Source organism: Pseudomonas sp. UBA7500, from assembly GCF_002478435.1.
GTDB lineage: Bacteria > Pseudomonadota > Gammaproteobacteria > Pseudomonadales > Pseudomonadaceae > Aquipseudomonas > Aquipseudomonas palmensis.
Window position 1 is genome coordinate 62115 of the sequence record NZ_DLNW01000051.1, and the last position, 20980, is coordinate 83094.

A 20980-nucleotide genomic window follows, 5' to 3' on the forward strand; every position below is an offset into this window, starting at 1 on the left:
CGCCCGGTTTCATGCTCATGCGCCCGTGCCACCCACGGTGATCGCATCGATCTTCAGGGTCGGCTGGCCAACGCCCACCGGCACCGACTGCCCATCCTTGCCACAGGTGCCCACACCACTGTCCAGCGACAGGTCGTTGCCGACCATCGACACCCGGCTCATGGCCTCGGGGCCGTTGCCGATCAGCGTCGCACCCTTGACCGGCGCGGTGATCTTGCCGTCTTCGATCAGGTAAGCCTCGCTGGTGGAGAACACGAACTTGCCGCTGGTGATGTCCACCTGGCCACCGCCGAGGTTGGCGCAGTAGATGCCACGCTTGACCGAGGCGATGATCTCAGCCGGGTCGCTTTCGCCGGCGCGCATGTAGGTGTTGGTCATGCGTGGCATCGGCAGGTGCGCATACGACTCGCGCCGCCCGTTGCCGGTGACTGCCATGCCCATCAGGCGGGCATTGAGCTTGTCCTGCATGTAGCCCTTGAGAATGCCGTTCTCGATCAGTGTGGTGCATTCGGTCGGGGTGCCTTCGTCATCCACGCTCAACGAACCGCGGCGCCCTTCGAGGGTGCCGTCGTCGACGATGGTGCACAGGCTGGACGCGACCTTCTCGCCCAGGTGGCCACTGTAGGCCGAGCTGCCCTTGCGGTTGAAATCGCCCTCCAGGCCATGCCCGACCGCCTCGTGCAGCAGCACACCGGACCACCCGGCGCCCATCACCACCGGCAAGGTGCCGGCCGGTGCCGGAATGGCCTCGAGGTTGACCAGTGCCTGGCGCAGCGCCTCGCGGGCAAAACCCATCACCCGCTCGTCGGTGAAGTAGCGGTAGTCGGTGCGCCCGCCGCCGCCATGCCCACCACGTTCGCGACGGCCATTCTGCTCGACGATCACACTGACGTTGAAGCGCACCAGCGGCCGCACGTCGGCCGCCAGGCTGCCATCGGCAGCGGCCACCAGAATGCGCTCCCACACCCCGGCCATGCTCACGCTGACCTGCTGGATACGCGGGTCCAGGGCACGCGTGGCCACGTCGACACGCTTGAGCAGCTCGACCTTCTCGGCGCGGCTGAGCACATCCAGCGGGTTGCCCGGCGCATACAGCGCGGTCACGTCCTGGCTCTTGAAGGCCTGCACGCTGCCATTCTGGCCGGCGCGGGAAATGGAGCGCGCGGCGCGTGCAGCGGAAGTCAGGGCTTCGAGGTTGATCGCGTTGCTGTAGGCAAAGCCGGTCTTTTCACCAGACTGGGCGCGTACCCCGACCCCCTGGTCGAGGTTGAAGCTGCCTTCCTTGACGATGCCGTCTTCAAGCGCCCAGGACTCTGAAATCTGGCCCTGGAAGTACAGGTCGGCGGCGTCGATTCCCGGCCCGGCCAACTCGCCCAGCACCGATTGCAGGCTGTCGAGGGTCAGGCCGCCCGGCGCCAGCAGGTGATCGCTGACAGTGGATAACAACTCGCTCATAGTCACTCCGAGGTGTGCGCAGGCCGCAATGCGTCCTGCGAAAAAAAGCGCCGGTGCGAGGCCACCGGCATCCGCGCCCGAATGGACGCCTGTTCGCTGCTGTCGCGGGGCGCCAGCAGCACCGCTTCACCGCTGGCCTGCTGGGCAACGATACGCCCCCAGGGGTCGACGATGGCGGCATGGCCATGGGTTTCCCGTGGCCCCGGGTGCGTGCCGCCCTGGGCGGCCGCCAATACGTAACACTGTGTCTCTATGGCCCTGGCGCGAATCAGCACGTCCCAATGGGCCGCACCGGTTACTGCAGTAAAGGCTGCCGGTGCACTGATCAGTTCGGCCCCGGCCGCACGCAGCGCGCTGTACAGCTCGGGAAAGCGCAGGTCGTAGCACACGCTCAGGCCCAGGCGCCCCACCGGGGTATCGGCCACCACCACCCGCGCGCCGTGGGCATAATCGTCCGACTCGCGGTAGCGGCCACGGTTGTCGGCCACATCCACATCGAACAGATGCAACTTGTCGTAGCGGGCCACCTGCTCGCCGTGCTCGTCGACCAGCAGGGAGCAGGCATGGGCTTTGGCCTCGGGCCGGTCGAGCGGCGGCAGCGGCAAGGTGCCCGCTACAATCCATAACCTGAGGTCGCGGGCGGCCTGTTTCAACCAGGGCAGGATCGGCCCCTCCCCCAGCGCCTCGGCCCGGCCGATGGCGGCACTGTCGCGCCGGCCCATGGCAGCGAAGTTTTCCGGCAGCACCGCCAGCCGCGCGCCCCCTTCGGCAGCCCGCTCCAGCAGGGCACGGGCCCGCGCCAGGTTGCCCGGCACATCGTCCTGGCTGACCATCTGAATAACCGCTGACGTCATGTCCATGTTCTAGCGCGACTTCTCGAAAGGTTTGATAAAGCTAATCTTAGGCTCTTTCCACGGGCCCTCGACGCGGTAATGCACACTGGCATAGCGCGCCACCCGATCCCCCAGCAGCCGGTCCACCAGGAACAGCGCCCCGCCCACCGCTGGCGCGCCCACGATCAGCGCCGCCAGGGGCAGGTTGTTGGTCACCGGCAAGGTCACCTGCAAGGTCGCATCGACCCGGTCCCGAACCATGTCCAGGGTGCCATCGAGCTCGAGGTTGCTGGACGGGCCGGTCAGGGTGATCGGCTCGCGCGTCACATACACCCCCTCGCTTGCCACCAGCAGGCCCTTGACCCGGTCGTAGCTCAGGCCCTTGTCGAGCAGGTCGGAGAAGTCCAGGCGCAGGCGCCGGCCGATCGAGTTGAAATTGAGCAGACCGAACACGCGCAACGCCTGCGCCCCGCCTTCCACTTCGACGAACTGCCCCTTGCGCAGCAAGGCATCGAGGTTGCCGGAGAAGTGCTTGAGGCTGACCCAGGCCGGCGACCCCTGCCAGCGTCCGTCCACGTCCAGGCGGAAGTCGCGGCTGGTCACCGTCGGCGCGAAGCCCCAGGCGGTCAGCACATCGGCCAGGTTCTTGCCTTCCAGGCGCCCCTTGTACCAGCTGTCGCTGCGCCCCGGCGTGCCTTCCCAGGTGGCGGTGCCATCGATCGCCAGGCCCTTGAGGTTCAGGTCCAGGTCGTTCAGGGCCACGCCCTTGGAGGTGGGACGGGTTTTCAGCGCGACGCTGCCGAGCAGATCATCGCCAAGGAACAGCCTGCCGATGCTCAGGTCGATCGCCGGGATCTTGCGCGGGTCGACATCGGCCAGCGGGTCCGGTCCGTCCACTGCGCTGGCGTCGGCCGGGTCGGACGGCGGCAGGTGGAGGGTCGGCAGGTTGATCACGATCGGGGCGCCCTTGGCATCGGGCAGGCGGGCCGTGCCGATGACCTCCTTGCTGTCCAGGCGCAGGTTCCAGAAGTTGCTCCCGCGGTCCAGGCGTACCACTGCCTGGTTGAGGGTCTGGCCAAAGCCCTTGAGCTGGCCGATGCTCACGTCCACGCTGTTGAGCACCTGCCGGGCATTGCCGCCCGGATCGTCACCGGCCATCTGCTCGAACTGCTTCTGCCAGGGCTCAATGTCCAGCTGCGCGAGCCGGCCACGCACCCGCAGGCCCTGACCGGCCGGCAGTTGCGCCGTGCCGTTGCCCAGCAGCAGCTCACCGCGCCCCTGGCCGAGCTTGCCGGCAGGCGCGGCATAGGCCAGCCTGGCGACGTCGGCGTAGGCCACATCGAAGCGCTGTTGCGGCCCTTGCAGGTTCATCTTGAACTGCGTGGCCCGGGATTCGCTGACCGCCTTGCCGAACGGCGCCGGCAGGTCCACTTTCAGGCCCTTGAGGGTAGAGTCGATGCTCAGCTGGTTTTCGCGGCTACCGACACTGACCTGCAACTGGTAGGGGATTTCTCCGGAGGCTGGCAAGGGCTGGGTGAATTTCAGCCAGTCGGTCAGCGCCTTCAAGGCGATCTGGCCCTTGGCGGCGATACGGGTCTGCAGTTGCCCAGGCTGCCCCTCGGCAAAGATCTGTGCGCTGATGGGCTTGTCGAAGGCGCGCGCGGTGATGTTCTGGCCGCTGAGCCCCTTGTCGAAGTCGAAGCGGAAAGTGCCGTTCAACTGGCTCAGCTCCAGCGGCGGTTCACTCAGCTTCAGGCGCGCCTGTTCGGTGCTGAAGTCCACCAGCACCTTGGGCTGCTGGCCGTGCTCCAGGGGGATATCAAGCTTGAGCTTGCCCTGCAGCGGGCCCTCGCCTTCCCAGCCGGCGAAGGTCGGGCCGGTACCGATCGGCGCGTCCTGCAGGATCTTCACCCCGTCGGCCAGGCGCCCGTCGAACTCTCCGTCCAGGTACAGGTGGGTATGCTCGCCTTCGTTCACATGGGGAATGTTCACGTCCACATTGCGCACCCGGGTGCCGAGCAACTGGCCGCTGCGCGCCTTGACCCGCACACCGGTGTCCTCGATGAACACGTCGCCATCGACCTTGCTCACGTGGGGCCAGCCGGGCTGGAAGTCCAGCTCGGCGTCATGCACCTTGAAGAACAGGCTGATGCTGCGCGACTCGGGGGTCGCGCCGTGGTGCAGCGAGCCCTGGTACTGGAAGTAGCCTTCATCCACCGCGCCCTTGAGGATTGCGGTGCGCAACCAGTGGTCCAGCGCAGGGCTGAGCACTTCGGGCAGGTACTTGGCGGTGTAGCGGCCATCGCCGTCGACCAGGCCCACACGCAGGTCCATGTAGTCTTCGCGTGCATCGTCGAACAGCAGCCGGATCAGGAAGTCGCCGGCAATCCTGCCCTCGTCACCCAGCACCTTCAGGTACGGCGCAACCAGGGTGAAACCCTCGGAGTCCAGTCGCCAGGTCAGGCGTGCATTGGCCTTCAGGTAATGCCAGGGGTCGGCGAAGATCGGCGTCAGGTGCAGCATGAACTTGTCGGTGTCCAGGCGCAGCTCGCCCTGGCCCAGGTCGCCGCTGATGCTGCCGCTGACATTCCCGGCAGCGGGGGCGCCGTGGTAGGCATTGAAGCCGACGCGGTCCAGGTTGGCTGCAAAGCTCAGGCGCTGATCGCCTTCGGCCCTGGGCCGCACGTCCAGGCGCACATTGCGCAGGCCGCCGGTGACCTTGAGGCCCTCGACCACGGCCATGCCCGCCTCCGGCAGCGGCGCGAGCGCCTGGATCAGCGGGGTCAGCGGGGTCAAATCGAGGCGGTCGGCCTGGATTGCCCACACTTCATCGGCCGGCTCGGTGGCGGCGCTCTGCCTGAGTTGAACGTGGGATTCCCAGCGGGTGTCGCCCAGGCTCATGGCCAGGGAATCGAGCACCACGTCAAAGCCCTTGTCGCTACGCCTGAACCAGGCATTGAGCGCCAGGTTCTCGACCTTTACCGCCTTGCGACCGGCATGCGCACCCTTGAGCTGCGGCGCGTTGAGGCGCAGCGTCGCGGTCTGCAACTGGCCTTTGCCCCACCCTACCCAGGCCTCGCCACCGGCACGCAGTTCGCTGGCCGTGTACGGGCCCAGCAGCCGCGCCGGCACCCATTTGGCCCAGTCGCTCTGTGGCAGGCTGAGGTAGGCATCCACCGCACCGTCGCGCCACTGGTCGGCGCGCACGCGGCTGCGCAGGCTCAGGCTCATCGGCTGGCCGTCGGGCAGGGTCAGGCGCGCATCCAGGCGCTGGCGCACGCTGCCGGTCTGCAGCCCGAGGCTCACATAGGTCAGGGTCATCGGCTCATGCGCGAACGGCTCCAGGGTCACCTGGCTGTCGAGCACCGACACCTTCGCCACCACCTGGCTGCGTTCGAGCAACTGCTGTACATCCAGTGGCTGATCGTCCTGCACCGGCAGACCCTTGAGGCTCCAGTGACCGTTTTCATCTTCGTGCAGGTTCAGTTGCAGGCCGCCCAGTTCGACCTGGGCCAGGCGGACCTGACGCTGCATCAGGCTGGCCCACAGGTCGGGCACCACCTTGACCTCGTCCAGGCGCAAGGCGCCGGCGCCTTCGCCCAGCTGCACGTCGCGCACGCGCAACACCGGCGCAAGGCCGCTCCAGCGGCCTTCCAGGGCACCGATATGCACCGGCATGCCCAGTGCGGCCTCGGCCTTCTGCTCCACCTCGGCGCGGTACTCGGCAACCAGTGGCACCAGCTCGCGGCCAAGGCTGACGTACAACGCCACCAGCACGGCAAGCAAGGCGCACAGGCCAAGCCCCCAACGGGTCAAGATGCCCAGAACGCGGATCAGACGCTCCATGGCAAGGGCTCCCCGTGTGGTCCGTTAACTATGGCCCGGTACGCGCAGTTTTCCAGCGCAGGGTAGGTTTCAACGCGAGTCAGAGCAGCACCACATCGTATTGTTCCTGGGAATACATGGACTCCACCTGGAAGCGGATGGTTCGCCCGATGAATGCCTCCAGCTCCGCCACGTTGCCCGATTCCTCGTCGAGCAGGCGGTCCACCACCTTCTGGTTGGCCAGCACCCGGTAGCCTTCGGCCTGGTAGGCGCGGGCCTCGCGCAGGATCTCGCGGAAAATTTCGTAACAGATGGTCTCAGGGGTCTTCAGCTTGCCGCGGCCCTGGCAACTGGCGCATGGTTCGCATAGCACCTGTTCAAGGCTTTCGCGGGTGCGCTTGCGGGTCATCTGCACCAGCCCCAGCTCGGTGATGCCGATGATGTTGGTCTTGGCGTGATCACGTTCCAGCTGTTTTTCCAGGGTACGCAGCACCTGGCGCTGGTGTTCTTCGTCTTCCATATCGATGAAGTCGATGATGATGATGCCGCCGATGTTGCGCAGGCGCAGCTGGCGGGCAATCGCCGTGGCAGCCTCCAGGTTGGTCTTGAAGATGGTCTCTTCGAGGTTGCGGTGGCCGACGAAGGCCCCGGTGTTGACGTCGATGGTGGTCATCGCCTCGGCCGGGTCGACCACCAGGTAGCCACCGGACTTGAGCGGCACCTTGCGCTCCAGGGCGCGCTGGATCTCGTCCTCGACGCCATACAGGTCGAAGATCGGCCGCTCCCCCGGGTAGTGCTCCAGGCGGTCGGCGATTTCCGGCATCAGCTCGGCGACGAACTGCGTGGTCTTCTGGAAGGTTTCCCGCGAATCGATGCGGATCTTCTCGATCTTGGGGTTGACCAGGTCGCGCAGGGTACGCAGGGCCAGGCCCAGGTCTTCGTAGATTTCGGTGGGTGCGCCAACGGTCTTGATCTGGGCCCCGATCTGGTCCCACAAGCGACGCAGGTAGCGGATGTCCATGACGATCTCGTCGGCGCCGGCGCCCTCGGCCGCGGTGCGCAGGATGAACCCGCCGGCGTCCTGGATGTTTTCCTGGGCGATGCAGTCGGTGACCACCTGCTTGAGCCGCTCGCGCTCGCCTTCGTCCTCGATCTTGAGCGAGATGCCCACATGGCTGGTACGCGGCATGTACACCAGATAGCGCGACGGGATCGACAGCTGGGTAGTCAGGCGTGCGCCCTTGGAGCCGATCGGGTCCTTGGTCACCTGCACCACCAGGCTCTGGCCTTCGTGCACCAGGGCACTGATGGTCTCGACACTGGCGCCTTCGCGCTGGGAGATTTCCGAGGCGTGGATGAACGCCGCGCGCTCCAGGCCGATGTCGACGAACGCCGCCTGCATGCCGGGCAGCACCCGCACCACCTTGCCCTTGTAGATGTTGCCGACGATGCCCCGCCGCTGGGTGCGCTCGACGTGCACCTCTTGAAGAACACCGTTCTCCACCACCGCCACGCGTGATTCCATCGGCGTGATATTGATCAGAATCTCTTCACTCATGGCAGGCTCTCGTCAAAGGTCTTCAGCTAATGATGGATTGCCCGGCGGTTGCTGGCGAGCAATTAAAGGGGTACGGGCAGTTCCTCGCTCAACGGGGCGGCAGGCCTTGCCAGCAGGGAATGGCAAATTGCTCCAGCAGCTCGGCGGTTTCGCTCAGCGGCAAGCCGACCACCGCCGAGTAGCTGCCCTGCAGCGCCTTGACGAAAATTGCCGCCAGGCCCTGAATCGCATAGCTGCCGGCCTTGTCCTGCGGCTCGCCGCTGGCCCAGTAGGCCAGGGCCTGTTCGGGGCTGATGGGGCGCAGGCTGACGCGGCTGGCAACGTTCACGCTCAGGCAGCGCTCGCCATCGGTCACCGCCACTGCCGTCAGCACGTCGTGCTCGCGTCCGGACAATGCGGCCAGCATGGCCAGGGCGTCGGCCTGCCCCTGCGGCTTGCCGAGGATCTGCCCGTCGAGCACCACCGCAGTGTCGGCGCCCAGTACCGCCAGGTGCCTTTCCACGCCGCTGGCGCGCAACACCGCCAGGCCGGCAGCCGCCTTCTCGCGCGCCAGGCGCTCGACATAGGCGTTAGCCGGTTCGGCATCCAGAGGGGTTTCATCGATGCTGGCGGCCACCGGGGTGAACGGCACGCCGATCTGGGAGAGCAGCTCACGTCGGCGTGGCGAACCAGAGGCCAGGTACAGCGGGGTCATGTGACGTCTCCGTGTCAGCGTCGGTGGGCAACGCGAATCAGTTGATACTCAGGCGTCGGCGCAGGCCGCGCAAGGCGAAGCTGATCCAGGGCCACAGCAGCGCACTGATCACCGCCGGCCACACCAGCGCCAGGGTCGGCTGGCGGTTGCCGGTCAGGGCGCTGAGCCACAGCTGAACCAGCTGGGCCAGGCCGAAGATCACCAGAATCACCAGGCTCTGCTGCCACATGGGGAACATGCGCAGGCGCTGCTGCAGCGACAGCACCAGGAAGGTAATAAGCACCAGCACCAGGGCGTTCTGCCCCAGCAGCGTGCCGTACAGCACGTCCTCGGCAAGCCCCAGCACGAATGCGGTGGTCATGCCGACCTTGTGCGGCAGGTGCAGCGTCCAGAAGGCCAGCAGCAGGGCCAGCCACAGCGGACGGAAAATCTCCATGAACGGCAGCGTGGGCCACACGCTCAGCAGCAGGCCGATCAGGAAGGTCAACCAGACCACCCAACCGTTGCGGCTACGGGTACTGCTCATCAGTGTCTCTCCCGAGAAGTGGCCGGTGCGGCTGCAGGGGCAGCGGGCGCGGCGGCAGGAGCAGGTGCAGGGGTTGGCGCAGGCGTGCCCGGCGCAGCGGGTGCGGCAGGTGTACCCGGCGCGGCAGCCGGCATGCTGCCATCGATCGGGCTCTGCGCCTGGCGATCAGCCGCTTCCTGAGCCTGCGCGGCATCGGCGGCGCGCTGTTCGGGGGTACGGCTGTCGGAAAACACCAGCAACATGTAGCGGCTGCGGTTGAGCGCCGCGGTCGGCACCGCCCGCACGATGGCGAACGGCTGCCCGGAGTCGTGGATCACCTCGCGCACCGTGGCCACCGGGTAGCCGGCCGGGAAGCGCTGGCCCAGGCCGGAACTGACCAGCAGGTCGCCTTCCTTGATGTCGGCGGTGTCGGCCACGTGGCGCAGTTCCAGGCGTTCGGGATTGCCGGTGCCGCTGGCAATTGCGCGCAGGCCGTTGCGGTTGACCTGCACCGGAATGCTGTGGGTGGTGTCGGTGAGCAGCAGTACCCGCGAGGTGTACGGCATCAGCTCGACCACCTGGCCCATCAGGCCACGGGCGTCGAGCACCGGCTGGCCCAGCACCACGCCGTCGCGTTCGCCCTTGTTGATCAGGATGCGGTGGGTAAAGGGGTTGGGGTCGACGCCGATCAGCTCGGCCACCTCGACCTTCTCGTTGACCAGCGCCGAGGAGTTGAGCAACTCGCGCAGGCGCACGTTCTGCTCGGTCAGGGCCGCCAGCTTCTGCAGGCGACCTTGCAGCAGCAAGGCTTCGGTCTTGAGTTTCTCGTTCTCGGCGATCAGCTCGGTGCGGCTGCCGAACTGGCTGGCCACCCCCTGCCACATGCGTTGCGGGAAGTCGCTGATGGTATAGGAAGGCATCAGCACCAGCGCCATCTGGCTGCGCAGCGGCTTGAGCAAGGTAAAGCGGGCGTCCACCACCATCAGGGCGATAGACAGCACAACCAGCACAAGCAGGTGCACGCCCAGCGAAGGGCCTTTGGCGAAAAGCGGTTTAATAGGCCGCTCCTCGAAGATTCAGGGGGTCATTCATACGGCAACGCACCGGCCTGCTTGCAGGATGGATGGAAACGACGCCCACACGCGCCACCAGCACATACAGGTAGCACTGTGGGCGCTACCTGTAAACCGGGGGACGGGGTGGGCGGTCAGCAAATCACTCGCTGGAGAGCAGGTCCATGGTGTGTTTGTCCATCATCTCCAGCGCGCGACCGCCGCCACGGGCGACACAGGTCAGCGGGTCTTCGGCGACGATCACCGGCAGGCCGGTTTCCTGGGCCAGCAGCTTGTCCAGGTCGCGCAGCAGCGCACCACCACCGGTCAGCACCAGGCCGCGCTCGGCGATGTCCGAAGCCAGCTCAGGTGGCGATTGCTCCAGGGCGCTCTTGACCGCCTGCACGATGGTCGCCAGCGATTCCTGAAGGGCTTCGAGCACTTCGTTGGAGTTCAGGGTGAAGGCACGTGGCACGCCTTCGGCCAGGTTGCGGCCGCGTACGTCGACTTCACGCACTTCGCCGCCCGGGTAGGCAGTACCGATTTCCTGCTTGATACGCTCGGCGGTGGACTCGCCGATCAGGCTGCCGTAGTTGCGGCGCACGTAGGTGACGATGGCCTCGTCGAAACGGTCGCCACCCACACGCACGGATTCGGCGTATACCACACCATTGAGGGAGATCAGTGCGATTTCGGTGGTACCACCACCAATATCGACGACCATCGAACCACGGGCTTCCTCGACCGGCAGGCCGGCACCGATGGCGGCGGCCATTGGCTCTTCGATCAGGAACACTTCACGGGCACCGGCACCGAGGGCCGACTCGCGAATGGCGCGGCGCTCTACCTGGGTCGACTTGCACGGAACGCAGATCAGCACGCGAGGGCTGGGCTGCAGAAAACTGTTTTCGTGAACCTTGTTGATGAAGTACTGCAGCATCTTTTCGCAGACGCTGAAATCGGCGATCACGCCGTCCTTCATCGGACGAATGGCAGCGATGTTGCCGGGCGTACGGCCGAGCATGCGCTTGGCCTCGGTGCCGACAGCGACGACACTTTTCTGGTTGCCGTGAGTACGAATGGCCACAACCGAAGGCTCATTCAGGACGATACCGCGCTCACGCACGTAAATAAGGGTGTTGGCAGTGCCCAGGTCGATGGAAAGATCGCTGGAAAACATGCCACGCAGTTTCTTGAACATGGGAAAGTGACCCTAGGCAACGCGTGGGTAAAAAAGTGCGGCAAACTCTAACAACGGCGGGGATTTTGGGCAAGGCGCCAATATGTTAAATTGGCAGTTTTTCCGAGCAAGCCAGCACACAATCGCGGCCTTATGACCGTAAATCTGCCAGCATGTTCCTCATTCGCGGACCAATTCCGTTTTTTGTTTTCCCCTGGAGATCCCCATGGCGCTTGAACGCTGCGACGTGGAAAAGATCGCTCACCTGGCCCGCCTGGGCCTCAATGAAGCCGATCTTCCGCGCACTACCGATGCCTTGAACAGTATTCTGGGTTTGGTCGACCAGATGCAAGCGGTCGACACCACTGGCATCGAGCCACTGGCCCACCCCCTTGAAGCCCGTCAGCGCCTGCGTGCCGACGTGGTAACAGAAAGTAACCAGAGAGACAGCTACCAGGCCATCGCCCCGGCGACCGAAAGCGGCCTGTACCTGGTTCCTAAAGTCATCGAGTAAGGGAATAGAGCCTGCCATGCATCAACTGACCCTGGCCGAGATCGCCCGCGGACTCGCCGACAAAGCCTTTTCTGCCGAAGAGCTGACCCGCACGCTGCTGGCGCGCATCCAGCAGCTCGACCCGCAAATCAACAGTTTCATCAGCGTCACCGAAGACCTGGCCCTGGACCAGGCGCGTGCCGCCGACGCCCGCCGTGCTGGCGGTGAAACCGGCGCCCTGCTGGGCGCCCCCATCGCCCACAAGGACCTGTTCTGCACCCAGGGCGTGCGCACCAGCTGCGGCTCGAAGATGCTCGACAACTTCGTCTCGCCGTATGACGCCACCGTGGTCAGCAAGCTGGCCGAGGCCGGCATGGTCACCCTGGGCAAGACCAACATGGACGAGTTCGCCATGGGTTCGGCCAACGAATCCAGCCACTACGGCGCGGTGAAGAACCCGTGGAACCTCGAACACGTGCCGGGCGGTTCGTCCGGCGGTTCGGCCGCTGCCGTGGCCGCGCGCCTGCTGCCGGCCACCACCGGCACCGACACCGGCGGTTCGATCCGCCAGCCGGCGGCGCTGACCAACCTCACCGGCCTCAAGCCGACCTACGGTCGCGTGTCGCGCTGGGGCATGATTGCCTACGCCTCCAGCCTCGACCAGGGTGGCCCGCTGGCGCGTACCGCCGAAGACTGCGCGCTGCTGCTGCAGGCCATGGCCGGTTTCGACGCCAAGGACTCCACCAGCATCGACGAACCGGTGCCCGACTACAGCGCCCCGCTCAACGCCTCGCTGCAGGGCCTGCGCATCGGCCTGCCGAAGGAGTACTTCGGTGCCGGCCTGGACCCGCGCATCGCCGACCTGATCCAGGCCAGCGTCAAGGAGCTGGAAAAGCTCGGCGCGGTGGTCAAGCAGATCAGCCTGCCGAACATGCAGCACGCGATCCCTGCGTACTACGTCATCGCCCCGGCCGAAGCCTCGTCCAACCTCTCGCGTTTCGACGGCGTGCGCTTCGGCTACCGCTGCGAAGACCCCAAGGACCTCACCGACCTGTACAAGCGTTCGCGCGGTGAAGGCTTCGGCCCCGAGGTGCAGCGGCGCATCATGGTCGGCGCCTACGCGCTGTCGGCCGGCTACTACGATGCCTACTACCTGCAGGCGCAGAAGATCCGCCGCCTGATCAAGAACGACTTCATGGCCGCCTTCGAAGAGGTCGACGTGATTCTCGGCCCGACCACGCCCAACCCGGCCTGGAAGCTTGGCGCCAAGAACAGCGACCCGGTCGCCGCCTACCTGGAAGACGTCTACACCATCACCGCCAACCTCGCCGGCCTGCCAGGCCTGTCGATGCCGGCCGGTTTTGTCGACGGCCTGCCGGTCGGCGTGCAACTGCTGGCCCCGTATTTCCAGGAAGGCCGCCTGCTCAACGTCGCGCACCGCTATCAGCAAGTGACTGATTGGCACACCCGCGCACCTACCGGCTTCTGAGGGACAGACACATGCAATGGGAAGTTGTGATCGGGCTGGAAATTCATACCCAGCTCGCCACCCAGTCGAAGATTTTCTCCGGCAGCGCCACCACGTTCGGCTCCGAGCCGAACACCCAGGCCAGCCTGATCGACCTGGGCATGCCCGGCGTGCTGCCGGTGCTCAACGAAGAAGCCGTGCGCATGGCCTGCATGTTCGGCCTGGCGATCGACGCCGAAATCGGCGAGCACAACGTGTTCGCGCGCAAGAACTACTTCTACCCCGACCTGCCCAAGGGCTACCAGATCAGCCAGATGGAGCTGCCGATCGTCGGCAAGGGCTACCTGGACATCGCCCTTGAAGACGGCACCGTCAAGCGCATCGGCATCACCCGCGCACACCTGGAGGAAGACGCCGGCAAGAGCCTGCACGAAGACTTCAGCGGCGCCACCGGCATCGACCTGAACCGCGCCGGCACGCCGCTGCTGGAAATCGTCTCCGAGCCGGAAATGCGCAGCGCCAAGGAAGCCGTGGCCTACGTCAAGGCGATCCACGCACTGGTGCGCTACCTGGGCATCTGCGACGGCAACATGGCCGAGGGCTCGCTGCGCTGCGACTGCAACGTGTCGATCCGGCCCAAGGGCCAGGTCGAGTTCGGCACCCGCTGCGAGATCAAGAACGTCAACTCGTTCCGCTTCATCGAGAAGGCGATCAACACCGAGGTGCAGCGCCAGATCGAACTGATCGAGGATGGCGGCCGGGTGATCCAGGAAACCCGCCTGTACGACCCGAACAAGGACGAGACCCGCTCCATGCGCAGCAAGGAGGAGGCCAACGACTACCGTTACTTCCCCGACCCGGACCTGCTGCCGGTGGTCATCGAGCCGGCGTTCCTCGACGCCATCCGCGCCACCCTGCCCGAACTGCCGCCGCAGAAGCGCGAGCGCTTCCAGAGCCAGTTCGGCCTGTCGGCCTACGACGCCAACGTGCTGGCCTCCAGCCGCGAGCAGGCCGACTACTTCGAGCAGGTGGTCGGTGTGTGCGGCGATGCCAAGCTGGCGGCCAACTGGGTCATGGTCGAGCTGGGCAGCCTGCTGAACAAGCTGGGCCTGGAGATCGACCAGGCGCCGGTCAGCGCCGCGCAACTGGGCGGCATGCTGCAGCGCATTCTGGACAACACCATCAGCGGCAAGATCGCCAAGGTGGTGTTCGAGAAGATGGCCGCCGGTGAAGGCGATGCCGACCAGATCATCGAGGCAGAAGGCCTGAAACAGGTGACCGACACCGGCGCGATCGAGAAGGTACTGGACGAAGTGCTGGCGGCCAACGCCGAGCAGGTCGAGCAGTACCGCGCGGCGGACGAGGCCAAGCGCGGCAAGATGTTCGGCTTCTTCGTCGGCCAGGCGATGAAGGCGTCCAAGGGCAAGGCCAACCCGCAACAGGTGAACCAATTGCTCAAGAGCAAGCTCGAAGGCTGAACCGCGTCGCCTGCATTCGCCGGCAACGCCGGCTCCTACAAGGACGCACCAATCCCTGCAGGAGCCGGCGTTGTCGGCGAAGGCCACACCACGGAGTAACCGGATACATGTGGCGTCCCCTTAGCGCACTGCTCGCGCTTTTCACCCTGCTCGCCGGCTGTGCCAGCCACACCCTCGACCCCCGCGGTTACGACCAGACCGGCACTGCCTCCTATTACGGTTCCCGCCATCACGGCAAACGCACCGCCAGTGGCGAACCCTTCGACCAGCACGGCCTGACCGCCGCCCATCGCAGCCTGCCCTTCGGCACCCGCGTGCAGGTCACCAACCTCGCCAACGACCGCCGCGTCGTGGTACGCATCAACGACCGCGGCCCGCATACCCGGGGTCGACTCATCGACCTGTCACGCGCCGCCGCCGACCAACTGGGCATGCTCCGTAGCGGAACCGCGCGGGTACGGGTACAAAGTCTCAGCAACTGACCCTGCTTCGGAGCACGACCATTTTCGACCTGGCCGCTTTACCCACCTTCAGCCTGCTGCAACTGGCCCTGGGCCTGCTGCTGCTGATCACCGGCGCCGAACTGCTGGTGCGCGCCGCCCTGCGCCTGGCCGCCAGCCTGCAGGTGCGTCCGCTGATCATCGGCCTGAGCCTGGTGGCCTTCGGCAGCAGCGCCCCGCAACTGACCGTGAGCCTGCAGGCGGCCTACACCGGCGCACCCGACGTGGCGGTGGGCAGCGTGATCGGCAGCAACATCTTCAACGTGCTGGTCACCCTGGGCCTGGCCGCCCTGATCATCCCCCTGCGCGTTTCGCGGCAACTGGTACGCCTGGATATCCCGCTGATGATCGGCGCCAGCCTGCTGGTGTACCTGCTGGCCCTGGACGAGCGCATCGGCCGCCTCGAAGGCGCCCTGCTGCTGCTCGGGCTGGTTGCCTACCTGGCCATCCTGTGGCATCAGTCACGCCACCACGCACGCACCTACCCCGCCCCCGGCCCGCGGCCGCAGCGTGGCGTCGGCTTCTGGTTCGGCACCCTGGCACTGATGCTCACCGGCCTGGGCCTGCTGAGCCTGGCCGGGCACCTGTTGCTGGAGGCAGCAGTGGAAGTGGCCGTAGACCTGGGCCTGTCGGAGCGGGTGATCGGCCTGACCGTGGTGGCGGTATGCACCTCGCTGCCGGAGCTGGCCACCTCGCTGATCGCCGCCTTGCGCGGCGAGCGTGAAATCGCCGTGGGCAACGTGATCGGCAGCAACCTGTTCAACCTGCTGGCGGTGCTCGGGCTGACCGCGCTGGTGGCCCCGGTGCCGCTGTCGATCTCGCCCAACGCGCTGGCCTTCGACCTGCCGGTGATGCTCGGCGTGGCCGTGCTGACCCTGCCGGTGTTCTATTCCGGCTACCGCGTCACCCGCGCCGAAGGTCTGGTGTTCCTGTGTCTTTACCTGGCCTATGGTCTGCACGTGGTGGCCTTCACCACCGGCATGCCGCTGGCCAACCGTCTGGAGCAGCTGATGCTGCTTTATGTCCTGCCGACGCTGGCGGTGGTGCTGATGTACACCACCGTGCGCGCCTGGCGCCGCCAACACTAAGGAAAACAACATGGGCGAGAGCAAAAAAACCGGCGAACAGGTTCGCCGCCAGGTCATGGGCGATGCATTCGTGGACCGTGCACTGGGCAATGCCACCGAGTTCACCGAGCCGCTGCAGGCGTTCGTCAACGAGCACGCCTGGGGCAGCGTGTGGAGCCGCGAGGGCCTGCCGCTGAAAACCCGCAGCCTGATCACCCTGGCGGCGCTGACCGCGCTCAAGTGCCCGCAGGAGCTCAAGGGCCACGTGCGTGGCGCCCTGAACAACGGCTGTACGGTGGAAGAGATTCGCGAGGCGTTGCTGCATTGCGCCGTGTACGCCGGCGTACCGGCGGCGATCGATGCGTTTCGCGCCGCCCAGGAAGTGATCGACAGCTACCAGCAGGGCTGACCGATCACCCCGCAGGGCCGTCAGCCGGCGACGGCGGCGGCCTTCTGCCCCTTCTTCTTGAGCCAGAACGCCACGCCCAGGGTGGCGATCCAGGCCGGAATCAGCAGTACCGAGATGCGGATCGGCGGGGTCAGGTACATCACCACCAGAATCAGCACGATGAACGCCAGGCACAGGTAGTTGGTGACCGGGTGCCCCCAGCTCTTGTAGAAGGTCGACTCGCCGGCAGCGATCTTGGCCTTGCGAAACTTCAGGTGGGTGATGCTGATGCTCGCCCAGTTGATCACCAGTGCCGACACCGCCAGCGCCATGAGCAGGCCGAAGGCTTCGCCCGGCATCAGGTAGTTGATCAGCACGCACAGGCCGGTGGCCACCGCCGATACGCCCAGCGCCGCCAGCGGCACGCCACGACGGTTGATCTTGAGCAGTGCGCGCGGCGCATCACCCTGGCTGGCCAGGCCGAACAGCATGCGGCTGTTGCAGTACACGCAGCTGTTGTACACCGACAGCGCGGCAGTCAGCACCACCACGTTGAGAATGGTGGCCACCAGGTTGCTGTCCAGGTTGTGGAAGATCATCACGAACGGGCTGCCGCCCTGCACCACCTTCTGCCAGGGGTACAGCGACAGCAGCACCGCCAGTGCGCCGATGTAGAAGATCAGGATGCGGTACACCACCTGGTTGGTCGCGCGTGGAATGCTGTAGCGCGGGTTGTCCGCCTCGGCCGCGGTGATGCCGACCAGTTCCAGCCCGCCGAAGGAGAACATGATCACCGCCATCGCCATCACCAGCCCGGTGATGCCATTGGGGAAGAACCCGCCGTACTGCCACAGGTTGGCCACGCTGGCATCCGGCCCGCCGCTGCCGCTGGCCAGCAGCCAGGCGCCGAAGCCGATCATGCTGACGATGGCGATCACCTTGACCAGCGCGAACCAGAATTCCAGCTCGCCGTACACCTTGACCTGGGTGAGGTTGATCAGGTTGATCGCCACGAAGAAGATCGCTGCAGTGGCCCAGGTGGGGAAGTCCGGCCACCAGTACTGCACGTAGATACCCACCGCCGTCAGCTCGGCCATGCCCACCAGCACATAGACCACCCAGTAGTTCCAGCCCGAGACGAAGCCGGCGAACTCGTTCCAGTAGCGGTGCGCAAAGTGGCTGAAGCTGCCCGCCACCGGTTCCTCGACCACCATCTCACCCAGCTGGCGCATGATGAAAAAGGCCATCAGGCCGGCGATGGCGTAGCCCAGCAGCACGGCAGGGCCTGCCATCTGGATGGTCTGGGCGATGCCCAGGAACAACCCGGTGCCGATGGCGCCGCCCAGCGCGATCAACTGGATGTGACGGTTCTTCAGGCCGCGATGCAAACGCTCGGGCGTGATCTGGTCTTGCATGAAGTGTCCTCAGGCAGGGAGGCCGTTATTTTGAGTGTGGGCGACAGGATCTAGATCCAGCCGCCCCACTGCAAGATAAATATGCCGATATTCGTCGTAACTGCGGCCATCAGCGTGGTAATCACGATGATCGAGGCGGCCAGCTGGTGATTGCCGTTGGCCGCGCGCGCCATCACATAGCTGGACGCGGCGGTGGGGCTGGCGATGTACAGGAACAGCACCCCCAGCTCCGCGCCGCGAAAGCCGCACAACCAGGCACCGAAGGTGGCCAGCAGCGGCAGCCACACCATCTTTACCAGGCTGGCACTCAGCGCCATGCGCCCGCTGGCGTGCAACGAGGCCATCGACAGCGTGCCGCCGATGCAGATCAGCGCCAGCGGCAGGGTCATCTGCGCCAGGTAGTCACCGGAGGTCAGCAGCCAGTTGGGCAGCCCCACCTTGGCATACGCCAGCACGCCGGCCACCAGCACACTGATGATCAGCGGGTTGCGCAGGATGCTCTTGAGGATGCTCCAGGGGTCGGACTTGATGGTCGGGCTGTACACCGCCAGCACCACGGCCGACAGCGAGTTGTAGAGCAGGATCACCAGCCCGGCCAGCACCGCGCCGATGGAGATGCCATGATCGCCGTACATGCTCCCGGCCAGCGCCAGGCCGATGACCGCATTGTTGCCGCGAAAGCCGCCCTGGGCGTAGATGCCGCGATCTTCACGGGGGCAGCGCCAGATCGCGATCAGCCAGGCCAGGCCGAAACTGCCCAGGGTGGCGACGGTGAAATACAGCAGCAGCGAGGGCTGGACCGCCGCCTCGAGATCGGCGTGGTAGATGCCCAGAAACAGCAGCGCCGGCATGCTCACGTTGAACACCAGGGCCGAGGCGGTCTGGATGAAGCTGTCGTTGATGGCGTTGATGCGGCGCAGCAGCACGCCCATGAACATCATCGCGAACACCGGCGCGGTGATGTTCAGGGTCTGGAGAAAAAGGGCGAGCATGCAGGTGGTCCCGTCGGCGTCGTTAGGGAGCTAATCATACGTCAACCTTGGGGCTGCCATGCAGCCCCTTCGGCGCCAGTGCCGGCGCCATCAGGTTCACACCGACCACGTAGGAGCCGGCCTTGCCGGCGAAGAGGCCCTGAGGTTCAGCGCCGAACCGGGCGCTTCTGCAATTTGCGCTGCAGGGTACGCCGGTGCATGCCCAGCGCCCGCGCCGTGGCCGAGATATTGCCCTCATGCTCGGTCAGCACACGCTGGATGTGCTCCCACTGCAGGCGGTCCACCGACATCGGGTTTTCCGGTACCAGCGTGTCCAGGTCGGCGTGCTCGGACGCCAGCGCCGCCAGCACGTCGTCGGCATCGGCCGGCTTGCACAGGTAATTGCAGGCGCCGCGCTTGATCGCCTCCACCGCGGTGGCAATGCTCGAATAGCCGGTGAGGATCACCACGCGCATCTCCGGGTCCAGTTCCAGCAGCTTGGGCAGCAGCACCAGCCCGGAGTCGCCCTCCATCTTCAGGTCCAGCGTGGCGTAGTCCGGCACGTCCTGCTGGGCAATCTGCAGGCCCTCTTCGGCAGAACCCGCCGTGCTCACGCGAAACCCGCGCCGGCTCATGGCCCGGGCCATCACCCGGGTAAACGTGGCGTCGTCATCCACCAGCAGCAGGTGCGGCAGCTCTTCGCCTTCAGCCTGAATTTCATCACTCATCACACGTCTCCTCGCGCGTCACGCGGCAGGCGCAGCTCGGTGAGCGTACCGCCTTCCTCATGACTATAGAGTTTTACCGAGCCGCCAGCACGGGTCACGCTGGCCTTGCTCAAGAACAGGCCAAGGCCGAAGCCCTTGCCCTTGGTGGTAAAGAAGGGTTTGCCGATCTGCTCGGCGATTGCCACCGGCACGCCGGGGCCATGGTCGCGAATGCTGATCACGATGTCCTCGGCGTCCCAGTCTAGGTACACCTCCAGGTCATTGGGGCAGGCATCGGCTGCATTGTTCAACAGGTTCAGCAGGGCCTGGGTCAGGTCCGGCGGCGGCGCCAGGCGCGGCACCGTACCCTGGCCCAGGCGCTGGAAGCGATAGCTGGCCTCGGGGCGCATCAGGTGCCAGCGGTTGAGCGCCTCGTCCAGCCAGAAGCTCGCCTCCTGCTCTTGCACCGCCATGCGCCGATTGGCCTCGGCGGCGCGCACCAGGTTCTGCAAGGTGTGCTTGCACTGCTTGACCTGCTCCTGCAGCGTCTCCAGGTCTTCCTGCAGCAGCGGGTCGGTGTGGTCCTGGCGCATCTCGTTGATCAGCACGCTCATGGTCGCCAGCGGCGTGCCCAGCTCATGGGCGGCACCGGCGGCCTGGGTGGCCACGGCCAGCAGTTGCTGGTCGCGCAGGCCTTCCTCGCGGCGCTGGGCCTGGAACTGCTGCTGGCGACGCAGCTCTTCGGCCATCTTGGCGGCAAAGAAGGTGATCACCCCGGCGGCCAGGGCAAAACTCAGCCACATGCCGTAGATCTGCATCTTCTCGCGGGCCATGGGGAAGGTTTCGAGCGGGAAGTACTGCACCAGCAGCAGGGTGTAGGCCACCAGCGCAATGCCCGACAGAATCAGCGAATACAGCCATGGCAGCGTCACCGCGGCAATCGCCAGGGGTACCAGGTAATAGGACACGAAGGGGTTGGTCGAGCCCCCGGAAAAATACAGCAGCGCACTGTGGATCAGCAGGTCGCAGGCCAGCTGCACCGCATACTCCAGCTCGGTGACCGGCAGCGAGGTGCGCAGCCGGATGGCCGTGAGCACGCACAGCACCATGGAGAACCCCAGGGTGATGCTCAGCGCCAGCCACGGCAGTGGCAGCAGTTCGGTCCAGTAGGCGACCGCCACCGAACCGGCCTGGGCGGCCAGCACCAGGGTGCGGATGAAGGTCAGGCGCCAGAGGTTCTGACGTGTGGCAGACAGCATGAGTACGGGGGCGAGCATGAGCTCTCCTGATGAGTGCTCCAGGTGAATCGTGGCGAGTATACCCAAGCTGCACCCCGCGCTGCAGCAATGCGGCAAAGCGCCACAGGCACACCGGCATCGATGATGGCTTTT

18 protein-coding genes are annotated in these 20980 nt (G+C 65.8%); 6 read left to right on the top strand and 12 right to left on the bottom strand.

What is annotated here, in order from left to right; all coding sequences use genetic code 11:
• Positions 1 to 15 precede the first annotated feature (15 nt).
• From tldD to mreB, 8 genes are all read right to left on the bottom strand, one after another.
• Positions 16 to 1455, bottom strand: coding sequence for a metalloprotease TldD (gene tldD, locus B4I46_RS22330; protein ID WP_043862470.1), 1440 nt, complete (start codon positions 1453 to 1455; stop codon positions 16 to 18).
• Between the two features lie 2 nt (positions 1456 to 1457).
• A complete protein-coding gene (locus tag B4I46_RS22335) occupies positions 1458 to 2309 on the bottom strand; it encodes a carbon-nitrogen hydrolase family protein (RefSeq protein WP_054916383.1) in 852 nt (283 codons plus the stop codon).
• A gap of 9 nt (positions 2310 to 2318) precedes the next feature.
• Complete coding sequence (locus tag B4I46_RS22340) at positions 2319 to 6134, bottom strand: YhdP family protein (RefSeq protein WP_123752931.1); 3816 nt, start codon at positions 6132 to 6134, stop codon at positions 2319 to 2321.
• A gap of 79 nt (positions 6135 to 6213) precedes the next feature.
• A complete protein-coding gene (gene rng / locus B4I46_RS22345; protein WP_043862473.1) occupies positions 6214 to 7671 on the bottom strand; it encodes a ribonuclease G in 1458 nt (485 codons plus the stop codon).
• 88 nt (positions 7672 to 7759) lie between these two features.
• A complete protein-coding gene (locus tag B4I46_RS22350) occupies positions 7760 to 8365 on the bottom strand; it encodes a Maf family protein (protein ID WP_286901918.1) in 606 nt (201 codons plus the stop codon).
• Positions 8366 to 8402: 37 nt separating this feature from the next.
• On the bottom strand, positions 8403 to 8891 hold the full coding sequence (mreD, locus tag B4I46_RS22355) for a rod shape-determining protein MreD (RefSeq protein ID WP_043862475.1): 489 nt from the start codon (positions 8889 to 8891) through the stop codon (positions 8403 to 8405).
• Positions 8891 to 9880, bottom strand: a complete 990-nt coding sequence (mreC, locus tag B4I46_RS22360) for a rod shape-determining protein MreC (RefSeq protein ID WP_370409067.1) — start codon at positions 9878 to 9880, stop codon at positions 8891 to 8893. The genes mreD and mreC overlap by 1 nt, the downstream gene beginning before the upstream one ends.
• 205 nt (positions 9881 to 10085) lie before the next feature.
• Positions 10086 to 11123 carry a rod shape-determining protein MreB gene (gene mreB, locus B4I46_RS22365; protein WP_008371426.1) on the bottom strand — a complete coding sequence of 346 codons (1038 nt, stop codon included), beginning with the start codon at positions 11121 to 11123 and terminating at the stop codon, positions 10086 to 10088.
• Positions 11124 to 11328: 205 nt separating this feature from the next.
• Here mreB and gatC point away from each other — a divergent pair, with 205 nt between their 5' ends.
• The 6 genes from gatC to B4I46_RS22395 all read left to right on the top strand — a co-directional run bounded on the left by gatC (position 11329) and on the right by B4I46_RS22395 (position 16517).
• Positions 11329 to 11616 (top strand): Asp-tRNA(Asn)/Glu-tRNA(Gln) amidotransferase subunit GatC, encoded by a 288-nt coding sequence (gatC, locus tag B4I46_RS22370; protein ID WP_043862477.1) that lies wholly within the window; start codon positions 11329 to 11331, stop codon positions 11614 to 11616.
• A gap of 16 nt (positions 11617 to 11632) precedes the next feature.
• Positions 11633 to 13084, top strand: a complete 1452-nt coding sequence (gene gatA / locus B4I46_RS22375) for an Asp-tRNA(Asn)/Glu-tRNA(Gln) amidotransferase subunit GatA (RefSeq protein ID WP_043862478.1) — start codon at positions 11633 to 11635, stop codon at positions 13082 to 13084.
• Between the two features lie 11 nt (positions 13085 to 13095).
• The gene (gene gatB / locus B4I46_RS22380; protein WP_054916385.1) at positions 13096 to 14541 is read left to right on the top strand and encodes an Asp-tRNA(Asn)/Glu-tRNA(Gln) amidotransferase subunit GatB; all 1446 of its coding nucleotides are present in this window, start codon (positions 13096 to 13098) and stop codon (positions 14539 to 14541) included.
• A 107-nt stretch (positions 14542 to 14648) separates the two neighbouring features.
• Positions 14649 to 15023 (top strand): septal ring lytic transglycosylase RlpA family protein, encoded by a 375-nt coding sequence (locus B4I46_RS22385; protein ID WP_043862480.1) that lies wholly within the window; start codon positions 14649 to 14651, stop codon positions 15021 to 15023.
• A gap of 62 nt (positions 15024 to 15085) precedes the next feature.
• A complete protein-coding gene (locus tag B4I46_RS22390) occupies positions 15086 to 16129 on the top strand; it encodes a calcium/sodium antiporter (protein WP_043862481.1) in 1044 nt (347 codons plus the stop codon).
• 10 nt (positions 16130 to 16139) lie between these two features.
• Complete coding sequence (locus tag B4I46_RS22395) at positions 16140 to 16517, top strand: carboxymuconolactone decarboxylase family protein (protein WP_286901959.1); 378 nt, start codon at positions 16140 to 16142, stop codon at positions 16515 to 16517.
• 20 nt (positions 16518 to 16537) lie between these two features.
• On the opposite strand, the gene B4I46_RS22400 is transcribed toward B4I46_RS22395, so the two are convergent.
• The 4 genes from B4I46_RS22400 to B4I46_RS22415 all read right to left on the bottom strand — a co-directional run bounded on the left by B4I46_RS22400 (position 16538) and on the right by B4I46_RS22415 (position 20866).
• Positions 16538 to 17911: an amino acid permease gene (locus B4I46_RS22400; RefSeq protein WP_043862483.1), complete on the bottom strand. Its 1374-nt coding sequence runs from the start codon at positions 17909 to 17911 to the stop codon at positions 16538 to 16540.
• A gap of 50 nt (positions 17912 to 17961) precedes the next feature.
• A complete protein-coding gene (locus B4I46_RS22405) occupies positions 17962 to 18903 on the bottom strand; it encodes an AEC family transporter (protein ID WP_054916387.1) in 942 nt (313 codons plus the stop codon).
• Positions 18904 to 19049: 146 nt separating this feature from the next.
• Positions 19050 to 19610: a response regulator transcription factor gene (locus tag B4I46_RS22410; RefSeq protein WP_043862485.1), complete on the bottom strand. Its 561-nt coding sequence runs from the start codon at positions 19608 to 19610 to the stop codon at positions 19050 to 19052.
• Positions 19610 to 20866, bottom strand: coding sequence for an ATP-binding protein (locus B4I46_RS22415; protein WP_054916388.1), 1257 nt, complete (start codon positions 20864 to 20866; stop codon positions 19610 to 19612). The genes B4I46_RS22410 and B4I46_RS22415 overlap by 1 nt, the downstream gene beginning before the upstream one ends.
• Positions 20867 to 20980: the final 114 nt, after the last annotated feature.

Bases quoted from the DNA above. Each gene is read 5' to 3' on its own strand.
- mreB (WP_008371426.1), bottom strand. From the start codon at position 11,123: ATGTTCAAGAAACTGCGTGGCATGTTTTCCAGCGATCTTTCCATCGAC.
- gatC (WP_043862477.1), top strand. From the start codon at position 11,329: ATGGCGCTTGAACGCTGCGACGTGGAAAAGATCGCTCACCTGGCCCGC.
- B4I46_RS22400 (WP_043862483.1), bottom strand. From the start codon at position 17,911: ATGCAAGACCAGATCACGCCCGAGCGTTTGCATCGCGGCCTGAAGAAC.
- mreD (WP_043862475.1), bottom strand. From the start codon at position 8,891: ATGAGCAGTACCCGTAGCCGCAACGGTTGGGTGGTCTGGTTGACCTTC.
- B4I46_RS22350 (WP_286901918.1), bottom strand. From the start codon at position 8,365: ATGACCCCGCTGTACCTGGCCTCTGGTTCGCCACGCCGACGTGAGCTG.
- rng (WP_043862473.1), bottom strand. From the start codon at position 7,671: ATGAGTGAAGAGATTCTGATCAATATCACGCCGATGGAATCACGCGTG.
- B4I46_RS22410 (WP_043862485.1), bottom strand. From the start codon at position 19,610: ATGAGTGATGAAATTCAGGCTGAAGGCGAAGAGCTGCCGCACCTGCTG.
- B4I46_RS22385 (WP_043862480.1), top strand. From the start codon at position 14,649: ATGTGGCGTCCCCTTAGCGCACTGCTCGCGCTTTTCACCCTGCTCGCC.
- B4I46_RS22335 (WP_054916383.1), bottom strand. From the start codon at position 2,309: ATGACGTCAGCGGTTATTCAGATGGTCAGCCAGGACGATGTGCCGGGC.
- B4I46_RS22340 (WP_123752931.1), bottom strand. From the start codon at position 6,134: ATGGAGCGTCTGATCCGCGTTCTGGGCATCTTGACCCGTTGGGGGCTT.
- gatB (WP_054916385.1), top strand. From the start codon at position 13,096: ATGCAATGGGAAGTTGTGATCGGGCTGGAAATTCATACCCAGCTCGCC.
- B4I46_RS22405 (WP_054916387.1), bottom strand. From the start codon at position 18,903: ATGCTCGCCCTTTTTCTCCAGACCCTGAACATCACCGCGCCGGTGTTC.
- tldD (WP_043862470.1), bottom strand. From the start codon at position 1,455: ATGAGCGAGTTGTTATCCACTGTCAGCGATCACCTGCTGGCGCCGGGC.
- B4I46_RS22415 (WP_054916388.1), bottom strand. From the start codon at position 20,866: ATGCTCGCCCCCGTACTCATGCTGTCTGCCACACGTCAGAACCTCTGG.
- gatA (WP_043862478.1), top strand. From the start codon at position 11,633: ATGCATCAACTGACCCTGGCCGAGATCGCCCGCGGACTCGCCGACAAA.
- B4I46_RS22395 (WP_286901959.1), top strand. From the start codon at position 16,140: ATGGGCGAGAGCAAAAAAACCGGCGAACAGGTTCGCCGCCAGGTCATG.